Origin of the sequence: Endozoicomonas sp. 4G (assembly GCF_023822025.1) — a bacterium.
Classification (GTDB): Bacteria; Pseudomonadota; Gammaproteobacteria; order Pseudomonadales; family Endozoicomonadaceae; genus Endozoicomonas_A.
Map to the genome: position 1 here is coordinate 250,108 of NZ_CP082909.1, position 20,536 is coordinate 270,643.

General features: G+C 50.2%; 18 protein-coding genes. 6 read left to right on the forward strand and 12 right to left on the reverse strand.

The window, feature by feature from the left end; all coding sequences use genetic code 11:
- Positions 1 to 98: 98 nt before the first annotated feature.
- Positions 99 to 977, reverse strand: coding sequence for a 6-carboxytetrahydropterin synthase (locus tag K7B67_RS01310; RefSeq protein WP_252178565.1), 879 nt, complete (start codon positions 975 to 977; stop codon positions 99 to 101).
- Positions 978 to 1,152: 175 nt separating this feature from the next.
- On the opposite strand from K7B67_RS01310, the gene bioA reads away from it, so the two are divergent.
- The 3 genes from bioA (at position 1,153) to K7B67_RS01325 (ending at position 3,902) form a co-directional block, all read left to right on the forward strand.
- Entirely contained in the window at positions 1,153 to 2,439 is a 1,287-nt protein-coding gene (gene bioA, locus K7B67_RS01315; protein WP_252178566.1) for an adenosylmethionine--8-amino-7-oxononanoate transaminase, read from the forward strand.
- Positions 2,440 to 2,505: 66 nt separating this feature from the next.
- A complete protein-coding gene (locus K7B67_RS01320; protein ID WP_252178567.1) occupies positions 2,506 to 3,150 on the forward strand; it encodes an MBL fold metallo-hydrolase in 645 nt (214 codons plus the stop codon).
- A gap of 92 nt (positions 3,151 to 3,242) precedes the next feature.
- The gene (locus K7B67_RS01325; protein WP_346658246.1) at positions 3,243 to 3,902 is read left to right on the forward strand and encodes an OmpA family protein; all 660 of its coding nucleotides are present in this window, start codon (positions 3,243 to 3,245) and stop codon (positions 3,900 to 3,902) included.
- A 77-nt stretch (positions 3,903 to 3,979) separates the two neighbouring features.
- Here the strand turns inward: K7B67_RS01325 and K7B67_RS01330 are convergent, their stop codons facing one another.
- The 5 genes from K7B67_RS01330 to hemJ all read right to left on the reverse strand — a co-directional run bounded on the left by K7B67_RS01330 (position 3,980) and on the right by hemJ (position 9,678).
- Complete coding sequence (locus K7B67_RS01330) at positions 3,980 to 4,264, reverse strand: GDCCVxC domain-containing (seleno)protein (protein WP_346658270.1); 285 nt, start codon at positions 4,262 to 4,264, stop codon at positions 3,980 to 3,982.
- A 336-nt stretch (positions 4,265 to 4,600) separates the two neighbouring features.
- The gene (pta, locus tag K7B67_RS01335) at positions 4,601 to 6,697 is read right to left on the reverse strand and encodes a phosphate acetyltransferase (protein WP_252178569.1); all 2,097 of its coding nucleotides are present in this window, start codon (positions 6,695 to 6,697) and stop codon (positions 4,601 to 4,603) included.
- Between the two features lie 66 nt (positions 6,698 to 6,763).
- A complete protein-coding gene (locus tag K7B67_RS01340; RefSeq protein WP_252178570.1) occupies positions 6,764 to 7,951 on the reverse strand; it encodes an acetate kinase in 1,188 nt (395 codons plus the stop codon).
- A gap of 384 nt (positions 7,952 to 8,335) precedes the next feature.
- On the reverse strand, positions 8,336 to 9,163 hold the full coding sequence (locus K7B67_RS01345; protein WP_252178571.1) for a DUF805 domain-containing protein: 828 nt from the start codon (positions 9,161 to 9,163) through the stop codon (positions 8,336 to 8,338).
- 92 nt (positions 9,164 to 9,255) lie between these two features.
- Positions 9,256 to 9,678, reverse strand: a complete 423-nt coding sequence (gene hemJ, locus K7B67_RS01350) for a protoporphyrinogen oxidase HemJ (protein WP_252178572.1) — start codon at positions 9,676 to 9,678, stop codon at positions 9,256 to 9,258.
- Between the two features lie 173 nt (positions 9,679 to 9,851).
- Between hemJ and K7B67_RS01355 the strand changes: the two genes are divergently transcribed.
- The 3 genes from K7B67_RS01355 (at position 9,852) to K7B67_RS01365 (ending at position 12,770) form a co-directional block, all read left to right on the forward strand.
- The gene (locus tag K7B67_RS01355) at positions 9,852 to 10,160 is read left to right on the forward strand and encodes a GIY-YIG nuclease family protein (protein ID WP_252178573.1); all 309 of its coding nucleotides are present in this window, start codon (positions 9,852 to 9,854) and stop codon (positions 10,158 to 10,160) included.
- A gap of 217 nt (positions 10,161 to 10,377) precedes the next feature.
- Positions 10,378 to 12,090, forward strand: coding sequence for an AMP-binding protein (locus tag K7B67_RS01360; RefSeq protein ID WP_252178574.1), 1,713 nt, complete (start codon positions 10,378 to 10,380; stop codon positions 12,088 to 12,090).
- Between the two features lie 254 nt (positions 12,091 to 12,344).
- Positions 12,345 to 12,770 (forward strand): H-NS family nucleoid-associated regulatory protein, encoded by a 426-nt coding sequence (locus K7B67_RS01365; RefSeq protein ID WP_252178575.1) that lies wholly within the window; start codon positions 12,345 to 12,347, stop codon positions 12,768 to 12,770.
- 87 nt (positions 12,771 to 12,857) lie between these two features.
- Here the strand turns inward: K7B67_RS01365 and K7B67_RS01370 are convergent, their stop codons facing one another.
- From K7B67_RS01370 to K7B67_RS01395, 6 genes are all read right to left on the reverse strand, one after another.
- A complete protein-coding gene (locus K7B67_RS01370; protein ID WP_252178576.1) occupies positions 12,858 to 13,577 on the reverse strand; it encodes a DsbA family protein in 720 nt (239 codons plus the stop codon).
- Positions 13,578 to 13,675: 98 nt separating this feature from the next.
- Positions 13,676 to 14,404 carry a DsbA family protein gene (locus K7B67_RS01375; protein WP_252178577.1) on the reverse strand — a complete coding sequence of 243 codons (729 nt, stop codon included), beginning with the start codon at positions 14,402 to 14,404 and terminating at the stop codon, positions 13,676 to 13,678.
- 45 nt (positions 14,405 to 14,449) lie between these two features.
- Positions 14,450 to 16,531 (reverse strand): protein-disulfide reductase DsbD domain-containing protein, encoded by a 2,082-nt coding sequence (locus K7B67_RS01380; RefSeq protein WP_252178578.1) that lies wholly within the window; start codon positions 16,529 to 16,531, stop codon positions 14,450 to 14,452.
- Between the two features lie 615 nt (positions 16,532 to 17,146).
- Positions 17,147 to 17,905, reverse strand: a complete 759-nt coding sequence (locus K7B67_RS01385) for an SDR family oxidoreductase (protein WP_252180512.1) — start codon at positions 17,903 to 17,905, stop codon at positions 17,147 to 17,149.
- Between the two features lie 335 nt (positions 17,906 to 18,240).
- Positions 18,241 to 20,043, reverse strand: a complete 1,803-nt coding sequence (locus K7B67_RS01390) for a sodium:solute symporter family protein (RefSeq protein WP_252178579.1) — start codon at positions 20,041 to 20,043, stop codon at positions 18,241 to 18,243.
- Positions 20,040 to 20,327 (reverse strand): DUF4212 domain-containing protein, encoded by a 288-nt coding sequence (locus K7B67_RS01395; RefSeq protein WP_252178580.1) that lies wholly within the window; start codon positions 20,325 to 20,327, stop codon positions 20,040 to 20,042. The genes K7B67_RS01390 and K7B67_RS01395 overlap by 4 nt, the downstream gene beginning before the upstream one ends.
- Positions 20,328 to 20,536: the final 209 nt, after the last annotated feature.

Genomic DNA, 20,536 nt, shown 5'->3' on the forward strand with positions numbered 1-20,536 from the left:
TCAGGACTATCTTTTCGCCACAGCGTCTTTTCGCCACAGCGTCTTTTCGCCACAGCGTCTTTTCGCCACAGCGTCTTTTCGCCACAGCGTCTTTTCCGTCACAGCTCCTTTTCCGCTGCAGCGCACTTTTCCGCCACAGCGCCTTTATTAAAACCTTCAAAGGCTACCACCCGGATTGCGTGGTCAGGGTGACGGGTTTTCAGGGTCGAGGCGATATGCTCTGCCAGAAGTTCCACGGTGCTGTCGGTGTCAATCAGGTAGCAGCGGTCTTCGGCCAGGGTCAGCTCGAAGTAGCCCTGGTCAGAGGTGTAGCCAAAACGAAGGTGATCCCGCTTGCCCAGGGTGACTTTTTCCAGCAGGTCTTCACGGGTAGCAATGTAGATATCTTTCCAGGTTTCGGCCCAGTCTGCTTCCTGCGACGGGTCACGCTTGCCGTCCAGATAGATATGGATCGGGGAGCGGTGGCCGTGGGCAATTCGCTGGCAGTCGCCCAGGTGCTTTTTCAGACCGTGGCTGTAATGGTAGAAGGCACCGGAAAACTGTTCAGGATAAATATCCAGTTCAACGCTACTGACGTTGTCCGGCAGTTCATCCAGCAAGGTTTTCTCCAGGAAGGGGGTCAAAGCCTCGGGTGTTATTTCCTGAGTATTGACCAGTAAAATAGCAGGGGCCGGAGCCTTGCATTCGATGATATCACCGGTGCTGGTCTGCATCTTGATAGCAAGACATTTCTCATTCTCCGTTTTGATGGCGACTGCTTCGTGGGAAACAGGTACCAGCAGACGGTGGTCGGCAAGAATGTCCAGGGAAGCCTTGATCTGCTTTTTAACATGGCCAAAGTCAAAGACCATGCCCTGTTCATCCAGATCGCCCCGAAGTACGACATCCACCAGCCAGGTTTCCCCTACAACCCCGCGCTCCGGAGAAAGGTAACTGAAATCAAGAGTGGTGAGTTGATTGACGAACAGTGCGGTCATTGGATTCTACTGCGGCTGAAAAAAATAATGGACTAACCAGCAATTGTAACCCATTTCTCCAGAGGATTCAGTGTCTGGTCAAATTGGATGTTCACTGGTCCACTATCGGTGAATTGTTATGGGGATTTGGCATATCATTCACAACCGTTTGTATATAAAGGCTTTGGAGTTCATTTTGGATCGAACCATTACACCGTCTGATCTTGAGTTTGATGCCCGGCATATCTGGCACCCTTACGGGACAACGCCCAGCCAGTATGAATTGTTTGCTGTTGAAAGTGCTTCAGGGGTCAGGCTGCGCTTGAGTGATGGCCGGGAAGTGATTGATGGAATGTCTTCCTGGTGGTGCACGGTTCATGGCTATAACCATCCGGTTATGAATCAGGCCATTAAGGATCAGGTGGATTCCATGTCCCATGTGATGTTCGGTGGGCTGACTCATAAACCCGCTATTGAGCTGGCTCGCAGACTGGTTGAACTGACGCCTGAACCGATCAAAACGGTATTTTTTGCGGATTCAGGATCGGTCGCCGTGGAAGTAGCCATCAAGATGGCCATGCAGTATTGGCAGTGCCGGGGTGAGACCAACAAGAATAAGTTGCTGACCTTCAAAGGTGGCTACTTTGGCGATACCACCGGCGGCATGGCGGTCTGTGATCCTGACAATGGCATGCATCATTTGTTTACCGGCATTCTGCCTGAGCATCATTTTGTACCCCGGCCCGGCTGTGGTTTTGATGAGACTTTTGAAGATCACCACATTGAGACGTTTCGCTCTGAACTGGAGTCCCTGAATCATCAGGTGGCTGCCGTTATCATCGAGCCTATCGTTCAGGGGGCTGGTGGTATGCATTTTTACTCCCCCGACTTTCTGAAAAAAGTCAGGGCACTGTGTGATGAGCATGAAGTTTTGTTGATTCATGATGAGATTGCCACAGGCTTTGGTCGAACCGGAAAAATGTTTGCCTGCGAACACGCCGATGTTATCCCGGATATCATGTGTGTCGGTAAAGCCCTGACTGGTGGCTACATGACGCTATCGGCAGTGCTGTGCAGCGAAGCAATCAGTAAGACCATCTGTGCCTCTGGCCCGATTATGCACGGCCCCACCTTTATGGCTAATCCCCTGGCCTGTGCCGCCGGTGTGGCGAGTATGGATATTTTAGCCACTGGTGACTGGGTTCATCAGGTGGCCAATATAGAGAAAAAATTATGGGCCGGTCTCTCTCCCTGTGCTGAGCTGGAGACGGTGGCTGACGTTCGGGTTCTGGGGGCTATCGGTGTGGTTGAATTGCAAGAGCCGGTGGTGATGTCCGACATTCAGCCCCGCTTTCCTGAGCAGGGAGTATGGGTCAGACCTTTCGGCAAGCTGGTTTATGTTATGCCACCCTATGTTATTTCGGACGAAGACCTGAATACCTTGTGTAAGGCTATTTGTACGGTTGTTGAATCTATTGGTTAAACAGATAATGCGTAATTCCCGCAATCTGTTTTAGAATGTTGAGTCTTGAGTTTTAGGGCTGTTGGCATGACTGGGCAAAATCCGTCACTGATAAAAGAAACATTTCCTGTGGGGCCTTTGCAGTGTAACTGCACCATCATAGGTAACTCCATCACCAAAAAAGCCATCGTGATCGACCCCGGTGGTGATCCCGAAGTCATTCTCGCGAAACTGGAGGCCCACGGGCTAAAGGCTATAGCACTGATTCACACTCATGCTCACCTGGATCATTTTCTGGCCAGTGGCGAAATCAAGAAAAAGACCGGTGCCCCCATCCATCTTCACAAAGAAGATAAATTCCTTTGGGATAATCTTGAAACCCAATGTCGTATGTTTGGTGTACCCTATAATCCTGTTCCTGATCCCGATTACTGGCTGAATGATGATCAGGAACTACCTTGTTGTGAAGGAGTAGCGATGCATACGCCCGGACATACGCCGGGGTCCATGTGTTTTCATTTTGAGAAAGAGAATCTGTTGATCGCCGGAGACACGCTGTTCCGTCGCTCAATCGGTAGAACCGATCTTTGGGGTGGTGACTTCAAGGCAATAGAGAAGTCCATTCGTGATCGATTGTACACTTTGGATGAAGAAACTACCGTGGTAACAGGTCATGGCCCGGATACCTGTATTGGTGAAGAAATCCGGGAAAACAGCATTATCAGAGGCTAGGAGCCTGAGCGGGAACGGTGTCCATAAACGAGGATGGCAGACTATTTCCGGTCAGGCTTCTGGCTCCGGTTAGCCAGCAAAAAGAGGTGAACATGTTAATACAACTAAAAAGAGTGTCCCTGGTCGTTGCCGCAGCCGCTATCGTAGCGGGTTGTCAGACTACCAACCCTTATACCGGCGAGCAGGAAGTGAATAAAACGTCTACCTACGGCGGCATTGGTGCGCTTACCGGTGCGGTTATTGGTGGTTTGGTCGACGGTGGCGAAGGGGCTCTCAAGGGGGCTGCCATTGGTGGTGCAGCCGGTGCCGGTTATGGTTATTACACGGACCAGCAGGAAGCAGCCCTCAGGCAGGAGCTACAGGGAACCGGTGTTCAGTTACAACGAGAGGGGGATAACCTCAAGTTGATCATGCCCTCAAACATCACCTTTGATTCCAATAAGTCAGATATTAAGTCCAGCTTTTATCCAGTCCTGGGTTCGGTTGCCAAGGTCTTTAAGGAGTATGACAAGAATCTGATTGAAGTGGTGGGCTATACCGACAGCACTGGTGGCGACAAAATTAATCTGCCACTCTCTGAAGATCGAGCCAGAAGTGTCGCGAGTTATCTGATGAATCAGGGGATTTCCGGATCGCGTATTACTTCCTTTGGTGCGGGTGCTTCAAACCCCATCGGTGATAATAAAACCAAGGAAGGCCGGGCGATGAACAGGCGAGTAGAGATTAATTTAAGGCCGGCTCCGCAAAAGTAATAAATACTAAAAAGCCAGTGTGCCGAGGATGTTTTCATCAGAGAGTTCGGCTGCACTGGCTCAGTTCCGGGCGGGTATTATCCCGCCATTGAGGTTCTTGTTTCAAAGTGCGAGGCTTCCAGGGCCGTTTGTTTTTGCCTGGGAATCACCTGATAACTTTTACTTTCTCTCTGGCTGGTGGGGCACGGATGGCTGCCACGGGAACAGAAAACACAGCAGTCGCCTTTTTGCGGCGTCATCAGATTTTTACAGCTTCTGCATTCATAGAGATAAACGCAGGCATCCAGTGGCATGGTTTCAGTTTCACAATGGCCACAGCTATTGCAGGTGACGGTTGACTCGGTATTAACATGAAGTTTCATGGTCGTTTTCTCTGTCATTTTCTCTGTCGTTGTTATTTTCTTCGGGGCGTAATAACCCAATGTCGACATATTGCTTCCTTACTTGAATAGATGTTCGTTTAAAGGGTAGGCAAGAAGTGTGACAATTGTGTGTTATGGGTACTCAACCCCTCGTTCATCCTGAGCGCCCTTCGACTCCGCTCAGGATGCACGGTCGAAGGATGTGGACTCGAAACCAACAACAAAGAACGTGCCAACCACCCTTCGACTCCGCTCAGGGTGAACGGAGATACTACTACGCGATGAGTACTTATATGTCCGGGAGAGACACTTTTTCTCTCCCGGCCAAAGGCAGGATCAGGCTTTTTCAGCAGCAGCCTGAATGGCAGTGAGGGCAATGGTGTAGACAATATCGTCCACCAGGGCACCACGGGACAGGTCGTTTACGGGCTTGTTCAAACCCTGCAGCATCGGGCCAACACTGATAACGTTGGCGCTGCGCTGTACCGCCTTGTAAGTGGTGTTACCGGTATTGAGGTCAGGGAATACAAAAACGGTTGCACGACCAGCGACGTTTGAGTCGGGAGCCTTGCTCTTAGCCACCGATTCCACCGAGGCTGCGTCATATTGCAATGGACCATCAACCACCAGGTCAGGACGTTTCTCACGAACCAGCTGAGTTGCATCACGAACCCGCTCAACATCTTCACCGATACCGGAAGAGCCGGTGGAATAGCTGATCATGGCAATGCGTGGTTCAATGCCAAAGGCCAGGGCCGAATCAGCACTCTGAATGGCAATGTTAGCCAGGGCTTCTGCGTCAGGGTTTGGATTAACCGCACAGTCGCCGTACACCAGAACCTGATCAGGCAACAGCATGAAGAACACCGAAGATACCAGGCCACCGGCGTCTTTTTTCGGTTTGATCAGCTGGAAAGCCGGGCGGATGGTATTGGCCGTAGTATGGACAGCGCCGGAAACCAGACCATCCACTTCGTCCATGGCCAGCATCATGGTACCCAGAACCACGGTATCTTCCAGCTGAGCTTCTGCCATGGGGGCGTTCAGGCCCTTGTGCTTGCGCAGTTCGACCATGGGCTCAATATAACGCTGGCGGATACTTTCGGGCTCCATAATGATCAGCCCTTCCGGCAGATCAAAACCGTTGTCACGGGCGACCTGTTCAATGACTTCACGGTTACCCAGCAGAATACACTCGGCAATGCCACGTTCCTGACAAATGATGGCCGCCTGAATGGTTCTTGACTCATCGCCCTCTGGCAGAACAATGCGTTTGCGCGCTGCCTGAGCCTGTTGCACCAGACTGTAGCGGAATGCCGGAGGCGACAGACGACGCTCTGCCAGACTTTTGCAGTGCTGCTTGAACCAATGGTTATTGAGGTTCCCGGCGATGGTGTTCATCACCTTTTCAATACGTTCAATGTCGTCCAGAGGCAGCTCGTCACTCATGTGATCCAGACGGGTAGCGGTGGTGTAAGAATCATCCTCGGTCATCAGCACCGGCAGGCCAGTAGCAAAGGCTCTGTCGCAGAGTTCCTTAACTGCATTGGACATTCTGATGCCGCTGGTCAGTAGCAGTCCGGGCAGTGGAACACCATTGGCTGCGGCCATGGAGGTGGCCAGCACAATATCGTCACGGTCGCCGGCAGTAATGATCAGATTACCGGGCTTCAGATTATGAATCATATTGCTGGGGGTTCTGGCGCTCAGCGTGAAGGAATTGACACGACGCTGGGCGATATCGCCTTCGTTAATGACTTCGCAGCCCAGGTGGCGGGCAATATCCAGAGTACGGTGTGAACTCAGCTGAGGGTCGTAGCTGATGTAACCCAGGGGCAGGAAGTTTTTGCGGGCAAATTCAGGCAACGGTTTGAACTGCTGGTCTTCAGTCAGCTGTTCAACCAGTTCTTTATCCAGCTTGTTCAGGATATAACCGATAACATTGGGGTTTTTGATGCCACCAAAGCTGTCGGCAGCGATTTCCAGCTTGTCTGCAACATCTTCCAGGGAGTCCTTACCGGTTTCTGAAACCAGAATGATATCGGCGTTCAGGGTTATGGCCATATCGCTGTTAAGGCGGTTGGCGTAAGGCATGTTCCGGGTAGGGACCAGACCTTCAACCACGACCACTTCAGCGCCTTCGGAAGCATCCCCGAACAGGGCGACAATCTCTTCCATAAGCTCATCACCTTTGTTGTCACCCAGCAGGTTTTCAACCTTTTGGGTGGTAATCGGCGTCGGCGGCTCATGGTCCATAATACGCTGAGCCAGTCGTGTAGAACGCTCAGGCCCTTTATCCGCCGTGTGCAGCTGGGCAATGGGCTTGAAGAATTTTACCCTCAGGCCCAGAGTGTCCAGTGCCCGCACCAGACCCAAGGAGACTGAAGTCAGACCGACCCCATAGCGAGTGGGGGCCAGAAAAAACGTACGCATAATGCCGCTCCAGAAATATTTGCAGACAAGTCAGACATGGGGTCTTAAGACAGACCCCAGGCTGAATCAGGCGGTGAGAGCCTGAGTGTCACGGGAAATCATCAGCTCTTCGTTGGTGGCAACGACCATGGCAACGGTAGAGCCTTCCTGAGTAATCACACCGCTCTTGCCTCGGAAGGTTTCATCATTGAGCTTTTCATCCAGCTTGAAGCCGAAAATGCTCAGGCGTTCAAGGACGTTCTTACGAATGACGCTGGAGTTCTCGCCAATACCACCGGTGAATACCAGAGCGTCAATCTTGCCCATAGCCGCAGCGAAGCCTGCTACTTTTTCAGCCAGAACATGGCAGAAAACGTCCAGGGTTAGCTGGGCATGTTCATTGCCTTGCGCCGCCGCCTCTTGAATAACGCGACAATCGCTGTCCATTTCAGACAGGCCCAGCAGGCCGCTTTTTTTATTCAACATGTCGGTGGCTTCGTCCAGAGTGTAGCCCAGAGTCTTGTTCAGGAAGTTGAACAGGTTCGGGTCAACATCACCGGAGCGGGTTCCCATAACCAGACCTTCCAGTGGTGTCAGGCCCATGGTGGTATCAATGGACTTACCATTTTTGATGGCACAGGCAGAAGCGCCGTTGCCCAGGTGAGCCACAACAAGATTACTGTCGTTGATATCCAGACCCAGCATGTCAGCAGCAGCCTGACCGACATAGCGGTAGCTGGTTCCGTGGAAGCCGTAGCGACGCACACCGTGGTCTTTGTACAGGCTGTATGGAATCGGGTAAAGGTATGCTTCGGCTGGCATGGTCTGGTGGAACGCGGTGTCAAAAACCACGACATTGGGCAGGCCCGGGAAAATTTTCTGGGCGGCACGAATACCCGCCAGGTTGGCCGGACTGTGCAGAGGAGCCAGCTTGGTGCCGTCTTCAATCGCTTGCAGAACCTCATCGGTCACCAGGCAGGACTGAGAGAACTTCTCACCACCGTGAACAACACGGTGACCAATGGCGGAGATACTTGCCATCAGGCCTTCTTCACGCAGGAGGCCCACGATAGCTTCCAAGGCCGCTTCGTGCGCCGCCTGTCCCAGCGGCAAAGAGCCTTTTTCGCCGTTGATTTTCCAGTTCAGAACCGCTTCGCTGCTGTTCATGCGCTCAGCGATGCCGTTGATTTTTTCTTCTTCCGTTGTCGGATTGATCACTGCGAATTTGAGGGACGAACTACCGCAGTTGATGACCAGAATGCTGTCTTTGCTCATTGAAATATTACCTAACTGAACACGGGCAATGAGAGACTGACCTGTTGATTCCGGTCAGCCTCCTGAGGGGGTATGAACCAACAGTAACGTCTCTTTACGCTGAAGGAACGGTTTGCATATATGATGGCCCGCGGGTCAGATATTCGAGAGTCGGGAGTGAATAGAGAACTATTGCAATTCACCAGACGAACATCCGGTCAGAGTACGGGCAGCTTTAAAGAAGTTACGATTATAACCATTGATATAGGTCAGTGGACTGCGTAAAGATGCGTATGCTGATGCTGTTTGATCGAAATTTTTACAGTTCCTTTCTACAGTTCTAATGGGGGGGGTGTCCGCAGATACCATCAGAATCTGTTCGGGATTCACAGATAATGTAGCCTTTTATCCCGGATACTCAAGGCCCGTCCATGCCGAGGTGGTTTCGGGTAATCTCTGGATCCAGGCGACCAGTTGCTCCTGGTTGAGATAAGCGCCAGCGACTCCGGTAAGAATTAGGGCGGCGGGAAGATAAATGCCCAGTACCCGTGTCAGGTTGGTTGGCGGTAATGGCGGCTCGCCATAGCTGTTTTTTCCTTCTGTACCCGGTCCAACACTGAGCCAGAAGAGAAACAGGATATTGACGACCGGAATAACCAGAAACAACCATAGCCAGCCACTGCGATCCATATCATGAAGTCGGGTGATGACCAGATAAAGTGTGAGCATGATGGCCAGGCTGTGAATGCCCAAAACCATTGATGCCGTTTGTTGAATGGTCAGGGCCGCTCCAATCAGCATCGGTAAATAATCAGGAAGGGCAAGGGCACCCGCTGTTATAGCCATGACCAACCAGCTTATTGCCAGAAAACGGGCTCGCCCGATGCGTTTTATCACCCGCAATGGTTGCTTATTATTCTGTCTGGATATTTTGGCTAGCGGCATTTCGGCAAAAATTGATGAACTGTTTTCATCAGGGGGAAGCAATATTTCCGAGCCGTCCAGCGTCATAATCTGACACTGTCCACCGGCCTTTTTAATCGCTTTCTGGTATTTGCGAGCTTCTTTCTCGGTGACGGGCTTTCGAACCGCATAGGGCTTGCCTGAAAAAAGCCGGTCAATGCGCTGCGCATCGGCATTGAACAGTTGAGCCAGATTACTTCTGACTTCAGCTTCACAAAAGTCAGGCAGAATCTGCCCTGCAAATATCACTTTATAATTTTTGCCTTTCATAGCACGACCCCCTGAACCTTGGGAAATCCTGGGGAGTTCCCACTCAGGGCGTCTTATCGGCAGGTGTGCTAAAAAAGCAAGACTGTTAAGCGTCAGAAGGGGCGGACAACAACCAGAATCACAATCGCCACCAGGAACAGAACCGGCACTTCATTAAAAACACGGTAGAACTTGTCTGACCGGGTGTTGGCATCGTTAGCAAATTTCTTCAGGAAGGCACCACACATGTGGTGATAGCCAATCAGCAGAACCACCAAAGCCAGTTTGGCGTGCATCCAGCCACTGCTCATGTAATAGGACGGGTTGTAACTGAGTGACCAGATGCCCAGCACCAGGGTGGCGATCATGGACGGCAGGGCAATACCTCGATACAGCTTGCGCTCCATGATCTTGAATCGTTCATTACTGGCCTGATCTTCGCTCATGGCATGATAAACAAAGAGTCTTGGCAGGTAGAACAGAGCTGCAAACCAGCAGACCATGGCAATAATATGAAAGGCTTTAACCCAGAGCATTCACGGATCCTTGAGTTTAGGGTGCAACGAATAGAAAGTAACCTACAGAGAGTAGCGGAAAAGTGTGCGGAATTCGATATTCAGATGCATCGCTCAGATACATAGCTGAGTGGCCTTATGCCATGGTGCCCGGTACAGTAGACGGCTGTTGTGTATTTTTTTGTGAAGGTTTCATGAACTGGTTCGTTTATATTATTTTGGCAAGCAACAACAGTCTCTATACCGGCATTACCACCAATGTCGAGCGGCGCTGGAAAGAACATTCGGGCGAAAAGAAAGGCGGTGCCCGATTTTTTAACGGCAAAAAACCTTCTGCCCTGATGTATGTGGAAGGAGATCACAACCGTTCAACCGCAGGCAAGCGGGAAGCTGCCATCAAAAAGATGACCCGTACCCAGAAGGAGGCTCTGTTGCAAGAAAAGCAAAACAGCGCTGCAAACTATGCTGAAGTGCTGCCGACAATGGCGTCTTTGCAACAGTAGTACGACCTTTGGTTTCAGGGTGCTCATCATTTATTCCCATAAAAGACAGTGGTTTTATAATTCCGAAGGTCTTTCGTAAGTTAACAATATATCACAAAAATGATTCAAGACTTCCGGGTGAGCAGTTATACTTCACTACCGATCAGGTTTGAAAAATCTGTAAGTAACCGGTGGCATTCCGGATGACGTTGACAACAATAAGACGAGGATCCTCTCAATGGAAGCAGCTTTTTGGGATGGCAAGCGCGCACCTGGTATTTCTGATCATATTGACTCCGACGCCTTCGGCAATCTTGGCGAAATGATTGCCGATGCTGTCGCCAGACACGGTGACAAGCCTGCGTTTACAGGGCTGGGGTTAACACTCAGCTTTAAGGAAGTGGATCGGCTGAGCGATCAGTTTGCGGCTTACCTCCAGCAACACGCCAAATTGCAACCCGGTGATCGCATTGCCCTGCAGTTGCCCAATATTCTGCAATATCCGGTCGCTGCCTTTGCCGCTATCAAGGCCGGTTTGGTCATCGTTAACACCAACCCTCTCTATACGGCCAGAGAGATTAAACATCAGTTTAACGATGCGGGCGTAAAAGCCCTGGTCTGCGTCAATTTCGTTGGGCATCTGATTGAAAAAGTTTTGCCTGAGACTGGGGTTCAGCATGTGATAGTGACCGACCTTGGGGATCTATTGCCCTGGCCAAAGCGCTCCTTAATCAACTTTGCCGTTAAACACGTCAAGAAAATGGTGCCGGGTTACCGTCTTCCACAGGCAGTGTCTTTCAGGGAGGCTCTGGCACTGGGTAGCAAGGAAACCTACCAGCCACCCAGACCAGCCCAAAAAGAAGATCTGGCTGTGTTGCAATACACAGGAGGCACTACCGGTGTCGCCAAGGGAGCCATGCTGACCCATGAGAATCTGATCAGCAATGTGCTCCAGACAGTCGAGTTGAGAAAGCAGGTAAACGCCGATGGTAGTCCGGTGTCTAACCCTGAAGGCGATATTGTCGTCGCCCCTCTGCCTCTTTACCATATTTACGCTTTTTCGATTCATCTGCTGTCTTACTTCTCTTTGGGTGGTCACAGCCTTTTTATTGTCAACCCCAGGGATATTGATACCTTTATTAAAACCATCAAGCCCTGGCGTTTTAATGCCTTCATGGGGCTCAATACTTTGTTTGTAGGCTTGATGAATCATCCTGAGTTCAAGACTATTGATTTTTCTGGTCTGAAAGTGACCAACTCCGGGGGAACCGCACTACAGCATGCCACGGCAGACCGCTGGTTCGAACTGACCGGTTGCCGAATCGGTGAGGGCTATGGTTTGTCTGAAACCTCTCCGGTTCTGGCCGCCAACCCTGCGGGTGATTTTGTTCAGGACGGTACAGTGGGTATTGCTTTACCCGGTACGGCTCTGAAAGTCATTGACAGTGAAGGCAATGAACTGCCTTTTGGTGAGCGTGGTGAACTCTGTGCAAAAGGTCCTCAGATTATGGCCGGTTATTGGCAGCGCCCGGAAGCCACGGCTGAAGTGCTGGACGACGAAGGCTGGTTCCGTACGGGCGATGTAGCGGTTATTCAGGAAGACGGCTATGTACGTATAGTAGATCGTCTGAAAGATATGGTGTTGGTCTCTGGCTTTAATGTCTATCCCAATGAAGTTGAAGATGTTGTAGCCAGTCACGAAAAGGTTCAGAACTGTGCGGTGATCGGAGTGCCTGATGAAAAAACGGGAGAGGCAGTAAAGCTGTTTGTCGTTTCTGAGGATGACAGCATTACTGAGCAGGAGCTGCAGGATTATTGCCGCAGGAATATGACGGCTTACAAAGTGCCGAGTCAGGTGGAGTTCAGAATGGAGCTTCCAATGACGCCGGTAGGCAAGGTTTTAAGGAAAGATCTTCGTGCACAAGAGCTGAAGAAGCTGGAAATAGCGTAACTCTCAACTTTGAACGTCATTTGACAAGCACGGCATAGAGTCAGAATGAGTCTATGCCATTATCTCTAAAAAAATGGTTGCCGATAAATATATAGTTTGGTTGGTCGTGTAATTGGCTATTGAAAAAAAATGTGATTTTTCTTTATTCGTTCATTGTTATTTTTTTATCGTAATTTATGTACGACACTGTTTACAGTTCGCCAGAGCGATGGTATTTTTTATGCCTGAAAATTAATGCCAACCCGGTTTTTCTAATGAATATTTTTGAAGAGTCCCTGAGTATCCTGAAATCAAAAGTGCAGTTGCGTAAACTGTTTCAGGATATGCATGTTGAAGATATAGAGAGCGTTATCAAACGCGTAGAAGCAATCCATGATGAAAAAGTGCGTGAGCACGAGGAACAGCGAGAAGAGCAAGGTCGCAAGAGAGAAGCTATTGAAAATATTCTCGGTCAAATGCAGGAAAAAGGCGTAAGCGTTGAAGACCTGATGGCTTTTGGTGCTGTAGAAAAAGTCAGAAAAGGGAAGCCAAGACAGCGTTATCAGTTCGAGTATGAAAAAGAAGATGGTTCTGTGCTTAGCTGGGCAGGCTCTACCGTGGGTCGTATTCCATCGGATTTTTCTGAATATCTGTCAAGAACGGGAAAAGAACGTAAAGACTGTATTGTTGCCGAGCTTTAATAGCTACTTAACAGCTGTTTAATAGAGCTACCTGTTCAGACGCCCAATAAAAAACCGGATAATTCCGGTTTTTTATTGGGCTAAAAATCAGAGGCGCTGCTTGATCATGGCTTTCAGTACGTCTTCTTCCATAAGTCCCTTTAACACTTCGTCAGTGAATACCAGTGCAGGTGTCCCACGAATGCCAAGCTCCTGTGCCAGACGCAGGTTCTCATCCAGCTGCTGATTGACAGACTCATCCACTTTCAGTGTCTTGGGGTCTATGCCCTCTGCTTTCAGTGCAGCTTTAATTGAGCCACTGGTGTGTTTGCCAGGCTTGGACATAAGACGTTTGTTAACAGCCAGGTATTTATCCTTGTGCTGCTTGAAAGTGGCCAGGGCCATCTCGGCCGCTTCACGAGACTGAGGGCCAAGAACGGGAAGTTCCTTGATGATGATTTTTACATCCGGGTTCTCTTCAACAATTTTCATCAGGATAGGGTCCTGACGCTTGCAGAAGCCACAGTTGTAATCGCCAAAGTAGGCAATAGCCACTTTGCCTTCAGGGTTGCCAATAATGGGGTTCGCAGGATTTTCAAAAAGCTCTTTGTGACGGGTTTTCAGCACCTGCTTTTCGGCTTTCTGCTGGGCGGCGACTTCTCGCTTTTTCAGTACGTTGATAGCTTCAACCAGGATTTCCGGGTTTTCTACCAGCGTTTTATGAATCAGCTCCCTGACTTCCTGCGTTTGCTGATCATCCAGAGCTTTGGCCTGAAGGTTGAGCGAACTCAACATCAGGGCAGCGGTGAGTATAAGTGTTTTTTTCATAGTACTCGTCTGTGAGTCGGTTATTGTTTCCCTGATCGTTGCTGAAGCCATCCTCCTTCGGCAAGCTCAGGAGGAATGGCTTAATTCGTCACCAGCGATCAGGTACGTTCCTTGATCATTGCTTCTAAAGTGGCTTCATCGGCATAGCTTCTGAGCATGGTATCCGGGAAAACAATGGCGGGTGTGCCTATCAATCCCAGTTCCCGCAGCAACTTCAGGTTATCATTTATTTGTGTGGCAACGGCCTCATTAATTTCCAGCTCGTCAATATCAACCCCCTCCGCTTTAAAGGCCGCTTCGACAGAGTTACTGCTGTGTTTGCCAGGCTTGGACATCAGGCGATGGGCAACCGCCGTATATTTATCCGGCTGCTGATCGAAAGTAGCCAGGGCGTATTGTGTCGCTTCCAGTGACGAGGGGCCCAGAATAGGAGTTTCTTTAATAACGAAGTTAACGTCTGGGTTTTCCTCGGCAATTTTTCTGAGAACTTTATCCTGTTGCTTGCAGTACTGGCAGTTGTAGTCAGTAAAATAAGCCACGGTTAATTCAGCGTCGGGGTTGCCAATAACCGGGTTATCGGGGTTTTCAAAAAGAGCTTCGCTTCTGGCAGACAGAATCCTTTGCTCTGCCTGCTGTTGAGCGGCTATTTCTTTTTTTCTCAAGGCATTCATAGCTTCCACCAGAATGTCCGGATTTTCAACCAGTGTTTCGCGAACCAGGTCCTGCACTTCCTGTTTCTGGGAGTCATCCAGAGGCGCTGCCAGCAGGTTAAAAGAGCCCAGCATCAGTGCTGAAGTCAGAGTCAATGTCAGTGTTTTCTTCATCATATACTTCTGTGAATCAGTGGTGGATTTTTATACGTCCAATGTTATCTATTTGGATGATGCCTTTTTGATAGCCGCTGCAACGCTGTCATGGTCAAGAATAACCGGCAGTGGTACGCCTTCAGGAGCGCCTGGACCGTAGACAATATTGAACGGTACCCCAAATCGCCCGTGTTTCTGAAGGTAGGCATTAATCACTTCTGAAGGCCGGGTCCAGTCTCCTCTCATGGTCACAATCGAGTCTTTTTGTAGAAGGCTGTGGGTTGGGTCCCGGTCGAGAACCCTGATCTTGTTGGCTTTACAGGTGACACACCAGTCGGCGGTGACATCGACAAAGACCACTTTACCTTCAGCGACCAGACTGGCAATTTCCTGTTCTTGCAGAGGTTGCCAGGTCAGACTTTCCGATGTTGATGGCTCTTCTGATGTGAACAAACCGGTGGACCAGGCCCCGAACAGCACAATCGCCATGGACAGGAACAGTGAGGGCAGCAGCAATAACCCTTTTCCTGACTTGGGCATTAAGCCGATCAACAGACGGTGCAGGATCAGTACGGTAGGAACCAGGGCAATCACCAGCAGCAGGTAAACCGGCAGGAATGCCTGAAGCAGGCTGGTCAGCCAGAGCGTTGTTGCCAGTAGCATCAGTGCCAGTATACGACGAAGGTTTATCATCCACTGGCCGGGCTTTGGCATCCACTTCAACAGTGATGGCCGGGCGGCAATCAATAGATAAGGAAGGGCAAGACCTACGCCCAGAGCCGTAAAAATGGCAAACAGGTTGAAACTGTTGGTAGACAGGGCAAAAGCTACGGCGGTTCCCAGGAATGGCGCTGAACAGGGAGTGGCCAACAGCGTTGCAAACATCCCCTGAACAAAGTGGCCTGCGGTACTGTTATCACCCGCTGTCGCTAGTTTGGTCGACAGGAAGGAAGGCAGACGAATTTCAAACAGGCCCATCAGGTTGGCAGCAAAAAGTGCAGTCACTACCACCATAAAACCGATAAACCAGGGGTTCTGGAACTGGATGCCCCAGCCAATACTGTTGCCAGTCAGTTTCAGTACCCAGAGGAAGGTCGCCAGTAACCAGAAAGAAAAAATAATGCCTGCCGCAGAGCTGAGGAACTGTTTGCGAGTGAGCCTGGCTTCCTGCCCTGAGGCGTGGAGTACGGAAGAAAGCTTCATGCCAAGCACCGGAAGAACACAAGGCATCAGGTTCAGGATCAGGCCGCCCAGCAGAGCCAGGCCCAGTATGACTATCAAGCTTGCTATGGAGGTGTCTTCAGAATTTGAACTGCCAGCTCCTCCTTCTTTGACCTTTAAAGACTTTTCAAGAGCACTTTCCCCGTTTATCAGGGTAACGGTGACGGATTCTCCAGACAGGTTGTATTCACCGAGCCAGCTTGATGCGTCCATAACGGCTCGAAGCTGATTACCCTCAATGGTCACTTCCGGTACGCTGAAGGTGATGTCTTCCTGACCATCAATAATGACATCGACATCTTCTTTCCAGCCCGTTTCAGAGTTGGCTGTGACAATGACCTTGCTGTTTTCTTTATCCCAGACAATGGATTCTGCACTCAGTCCTGTGTTCGGCATATACCCAGGAACCTGGGCAAGGGCTTTATCGATAAGGAATGATGCCTGGGGGTCAAAGTCCAAAGGGGAGGTGAAATTCAGTTGAATCTTATAATCTGTCAGAACGCACACGGTGGTGCAGGATGACAGCCGCAGTTTGGCATTAATGGTGATGGGTTTGTTTAGATCCTTGACCTTGATCAGAAGCGGGAAAACGGTTCCATTTTTATAGCCCAGTGTGTGCAGCCCCAGCATTTCTATGCGTTCTGGAGCCGGCCATAGCCACTCAACACTCTCTATATTGCGGCTGCCATGGGGCTGTTCTATACGCCAGTCGATCTCTGGTGGAATACCGGCATCACCAGGTGATCGCCAGTAAGTTTTCCAGTCGCCTGATAACTGGACTTCCAACGCCGCAGGTAGTTGACGGCTATCCGGGTAGACTTCACCAGAGAGGTGCAGTCTGACTCTGGCATCAGGTTGCTGAGGGTTCACCAGCCAGTCTGTTGAAAGCGCATAAGCAGGTCGATTGAGCAGTGAAAAAAGTAGCACTAGACATAAGCTGAAGAGCACCGGCAGGCTGCTCTGTCGCCTACTTGAGGTGCCGTTTATCTGCAAATGCTGGTTAAGCGATCGTATTTTCATGTATCTCCCGAGAAATTCAGGCAAGTCTTAACAGTCGAGTCGTACAAGTAATGAATACGCCGGGCTTCAGTGCCTGGATTCAAAAAATGACCTTTCTTTGAGCTTTTTACTAAGTACTTACGTTCTCATTCATTCTGCTCTTGTTCAGTTATTAAGCGATTCTCATTTCAGGCTGACAGCTTAAATTGAAAATCTACAGGCTCCTATAGTCAGAAATACTCTGTGTTGTGGTTAATTTTTATGAGTGAGGGGGTTTGTCTATGTATAACTCAACCATTTATAAAAATGAGGCTGATCAGTCTTTTCAACAGAATAACTGATCAACCCCATGAATTACTTGTGGATAACTCATGGAATGCCTGAAATGACAGGGTGTTTTTTGGGGTGGTTAAAAAATAAACAGGTAATGCGTGTCAGATACACAAAAGCTTCATGGAATCAGTATATATACGGTTTTTGTTGTTTATCAGACAACGCCATTCTGTGTATAACCTGCTTTAACGGCAGGCTCCCAGACCCGTATCAGTGACTGCGATCCACATCAAACGCTGCAAAAGCCTGCTGAACCGGCATGATTTCCATGGCGTTAATATTGACATGGGTGGGTCTGCTTGCGACCCAGTAGATGCTCTCGGCAATATCGTCTGCTGAAAGAGGCTTCATACCTTTATACACAGCATCGGCTTTTGCCTGATCCCCCTCGAAACGCACCACTGAAAATTCCGTTTCAGCCATTCCCGGTTCGATATTGGTGACTCTGATGCCAGTCCCCAGCAGGTCAGCCCGGAGATTCAAGGAAAACTGTTTGACAAAGGCCTTGGTGCCGCCATACACATTGCCACCGGGGTAAGGGTAAGTACCGGCAACGGATCCCAGGTTGATAATACTGCCATTGTTGTTTTTCTTCAGGGCCGGTAAAAGGGCATGGGTGATCAGAACCAATCCTTTGATGTTGGTGTCGATCATATTAATCCATTGTCGGGTATCACACTGGTCAGCGGGTTTGGTGCCCAGGGCCAGGCCGGCATTATTAATCAGGGTGTGGATATCGGAAAAAGCTTCCGGGAGACTGTTTACCGCTTCTTGAATAGCCTGTTCATCTCTCATATCAAACACCAGGCTGTGAACCGGACAGAGTGCCGAGAGTTCTTTGGCCAGTGCTTCCAGACGTTCTTTTCTTCTGCCGGTAAGCACCATCTGCCAGCCTTGTTCACGGGCAAAACGACGGGCACAGGCTTCACCAAAGCCGGAGGTGGCGCCGGTGATAAATACAGTTTTCAAGTTCAAGAGAGGACTCCTTGGAGGTCAGGTCGGGTCTTTTTCAGCCTTCTTATTGTGCCAGATTCTCAGGATGATTATTGCTTTGGATTGTAGTACGTCACTTCAATGAGTTTGATGTGAACAATCTACGTTCATCCTGAGCGGAGTCGAAGGATGCGGACTCTGAACCAACAATAAAGACCGTGCCAACCACCCTTCGACTCCGCTCAGGGTGAACGGAGTTTGGGTGCATTGATAAAGGGAGCCCGTCAATTACATTGAAAGCGTGTAGTAGTGCATGTGAAGGGAAATCAAGAACGAAAAATCAGGCCCGAAGGCCTGATGTCAAAGAGAGGTTATCCAGGATGGCTGGCAGGCGTGCCGCCTTGAACTTCCGGCTGCCTGGAAGGCGTACCCCGTGGTACACGAATGTCTTCCACCAATGTCTGGATATGCTGGGGCGGTGGTGCCGTAAGATGACAAACCACCATGGCGACACTGAAGTTGATCAACATGCCCAGTGTGCCAATACCTTCTGGTGAGACGCCAAACCACCAGTGGTCTGCGGTGTTGGCAGCAGGGTTAATGAATTTGAAGTAAACAATGTAGGCAAAGGTGAATGACAGACCGGTAACCATTCCGGAAATAGCCCCTTCACGGTTCATACGTTTATAGAAAATACCCATCAGGATGGCCGGGAAGAAGGATGCCGCCGCCAGTCCAAAGGCAAAAGCCACCACTTGTGCGACAAAGGCCGGTGGATAGATACCAAACAAACCGGCAATCACCACAGCGACACCGGCTGCAATTCGGGCCGCCAGCAGCTCCTGCTTGTCAGAGATACCGGGCATCAGGTTCCGTTTCAGCAGGTCGTGAGACACTGAGGTTGAGATCACCAGCAACAGGCCGGCAGCCGTAGACAGTGCGGCAGCCAGACCACCCGCCGCAATCAGGGCTATGACCCAGCCGGGCAGTTGGGCAATTTCCGGGTTGGCCAGAACCATAATATCGCGATCAACATACAGCTCATTGTTACCGGCGGATGGGGTGTTGGATACCAGACGCTCGCCGTTATTGCCACGCTCGGCAGTAAACTGGGGTTTGCCTGCCATGGGGTGGCCGTCGGTGTACTGGATTTTGCCGTCTTCATTTTTGTCGATCCAGGCAATCAGACCGGAGTTTTCCCAGTTGGAGAACCATCCCGGCAGATCTTTGTAGCTGGCTTCGCTGACGGTATTGAGCAGGTTGATTCTGGCAAAACTGGCCACAGCAGGGGCTGTCGTATAAAGGATTGCGATAAACAACAGGGCATAACCAGCAGACTTACGGGCGTCACGAACCGTAGGGGTTGTGAAGAATCTCACGATAACATGAGGCAACCCTGCGGTGCCGACCATCAGTGCCATGGTGATAAAGAACACATCAATAGTGGACTTGGAGCCATCGGTATATGGTTTGAAACCCAGTTCTGCCGAGAGCCCGTTCAGTTTTTCGAGAACCGATTGCCCGGTGCCGGTGACTTCACTGCCAAAGCCCAGCTGGGGAATGGGGTTGCCGGTAATCATGATGGAAATGAAAATGGCAGGAATCATAAAGGCAAAGATCATCACACAATATTGTGCGACCTGAGTGTAGGTAATCCCTTTCATACCACCCAGTACGGCGTAGAAAAAAACAATCCCCATACCGATCAGGACACCCATGGTGATGTCCACTTCCAGATAGCGTGAGAAGACGATGCCCACTCCCCGCATCTGACCTGCCACATAAGTGAAGGAGATGAAGATAACGCAGATCACCGCCACCACACGGGCGGTCTGGGAGTAGTAACGCTCACCGACAAAGTCTGGCACCGTGAACTTGCCGAACTTGCGAAGGTAAGGCGCCAGACACATGGCCAGCAGCACGTAACCACCCGTCCAGCCCATCAGGTAAACCGCCCCGTCACGACCAATAAAGGAAATAATACCGGCCATGGAAATAAAGGAAGCCGCAGACATCCAGTCGGCTCCGGTGGCCATACCATTGGCGACCGGGTGAACCCCTTTTCCGGCGACATAATATTCACCCGTTGAGCCGGCCCGTGACCAGATGGCGATGGCAATGTAGAGGGCAAAAGAGGCACCGATGAAGAGGTAGGTCAGCATTTCTGTGGTCATACGTCATCCTCCTCTTCATTAACATGGTACTTATGATCCAGACGGTTCATCTGCCAGGCATAGATAAAAATCAGTACCACAAAGGTGTAGATGGAACCCTGCTGGGCAAACCAGAAACCCAGGGGGAAACCGCCCAGCTGAAACTGGTCAAGATAGTCAACGAACAGGATTCCGGCGCCAAAGGAAACGGCAAACCAGATCACGAGGAGGCTGAGTAACAGGCGGATATTCTCACGCCAATAAGCGGCGGCTGCCGCTTTTTTGGGGTCTTGGGGGGTTGCCACTGTGGGGTTCTCCCATAATTATAATTGGTATCGGGCCAGCGATCAGTGAGTCTCGCAGGTGTAGCAGTCACAGTAGCAGTAAAAGCCGTATCTGCCTTTTCGACTTTAGGCTAATAAGGAAGGACGACAGGGTCTGTTTCAAGCTCAGCAATCAAGCTCAGCAATAAAGTGGCGATATAAAAATTTATTCTCTGAGCATGGTGAGTGGC

Coding starts and splice junctions, on each gene's coding strand:
- K7B67_RS01320 (WP_252178567.1), top strand. CDS start 2,506: ATGACTGGGCAAAATCCGTCACTGATAAAAGAAACATTTCCTGTGGGG.
- K7B67_RS01390 (WP_252178579.1), bottom strand. CDS start 20,043: ATGACCACAGAAATGCTGACCTACCTCTTCATCGGTGCCTCTTTTGCC.
- K7B67_RS01365 (WP_252178575.1), top strand. CDS start 12,345: ATGAATATTTTTGAAGAGTCCCTGAGTATCCTGAAATCAAAAGTGCAG.
- K7B67_RS01310 (WP_252178565.1), bottom strand. CDS start 977: ATGACCGCACTGTTCGTCAATCAACTCACCACTCTTGATTTCAGTTAC.
- K7B67_RS01330 (WP_346658270.1), bottom strand. CDS start 4,264: ATGAAACTTCATGTTAATACCGAGTCAACCGTCACCTGCAATAGCTGT.
- K7B67_RS01355 (WP_252178573.1), top strand. CDS start 9,852: ATGAACTGGTTCGTTTATATTATTTTGGCAAGCAACAACAGTCTCTAT.
- K7B67_RS01340 (WP_252178570.1), bottom strand. CDS start 7,951: ATGAGCAAAGACAGCATTCTGGTCATCAACTGCGGTAGTTCGTCCCTC.
- K7B67_RS01375 (WP_252178577.1), bottom strand. CDS start 14,404: ATGATGAAGAAAACACTGACATTGACTCTGACTTCAGCACTGATGCTG.
- K7B67_RS01345 (WP_252178571.1), bottom strand. CDS start 9,163: ATGAAAGGCAAAAATTATAAAGTGATATTTGCAGGGCAGATTCTGCCT.
- K7B67_RS01360 (WP_252178574.1), top strand. CDS start 10,378: ATGGAAGCAGCTTTTTGGGATGGCAAGCGCGCACCTGGTATTTCTGAT.
- hemJ (WP_252178572.1), bottom strand. CDS start 9,678: ATGCTCTGGGTTAAAGCCTTTCATATTATTGCCATGGTCTGCTGGTTT.
- pta (WP_252178569.1), bottom strand. CDS start 6,697: ATGCGTACGTTTTTTCTGGCCCCCACTCGCTATGGGGTCGGTCTGACT.
- K7B67_RS01370 (WP_252178576.1), bottom strand. CDS start 13,577: ATGAAAAAAACACTTATACTCACCGCTGCCCTGATGTTGAGTTCGCTC.
- K7B67_RS01325 (WP_346658246.1), top strand. CDS start 3,243: ATGTTAATACAACTAAAAAGAGTGTCCCTGGTCGTTGCCGCAGCCGCT.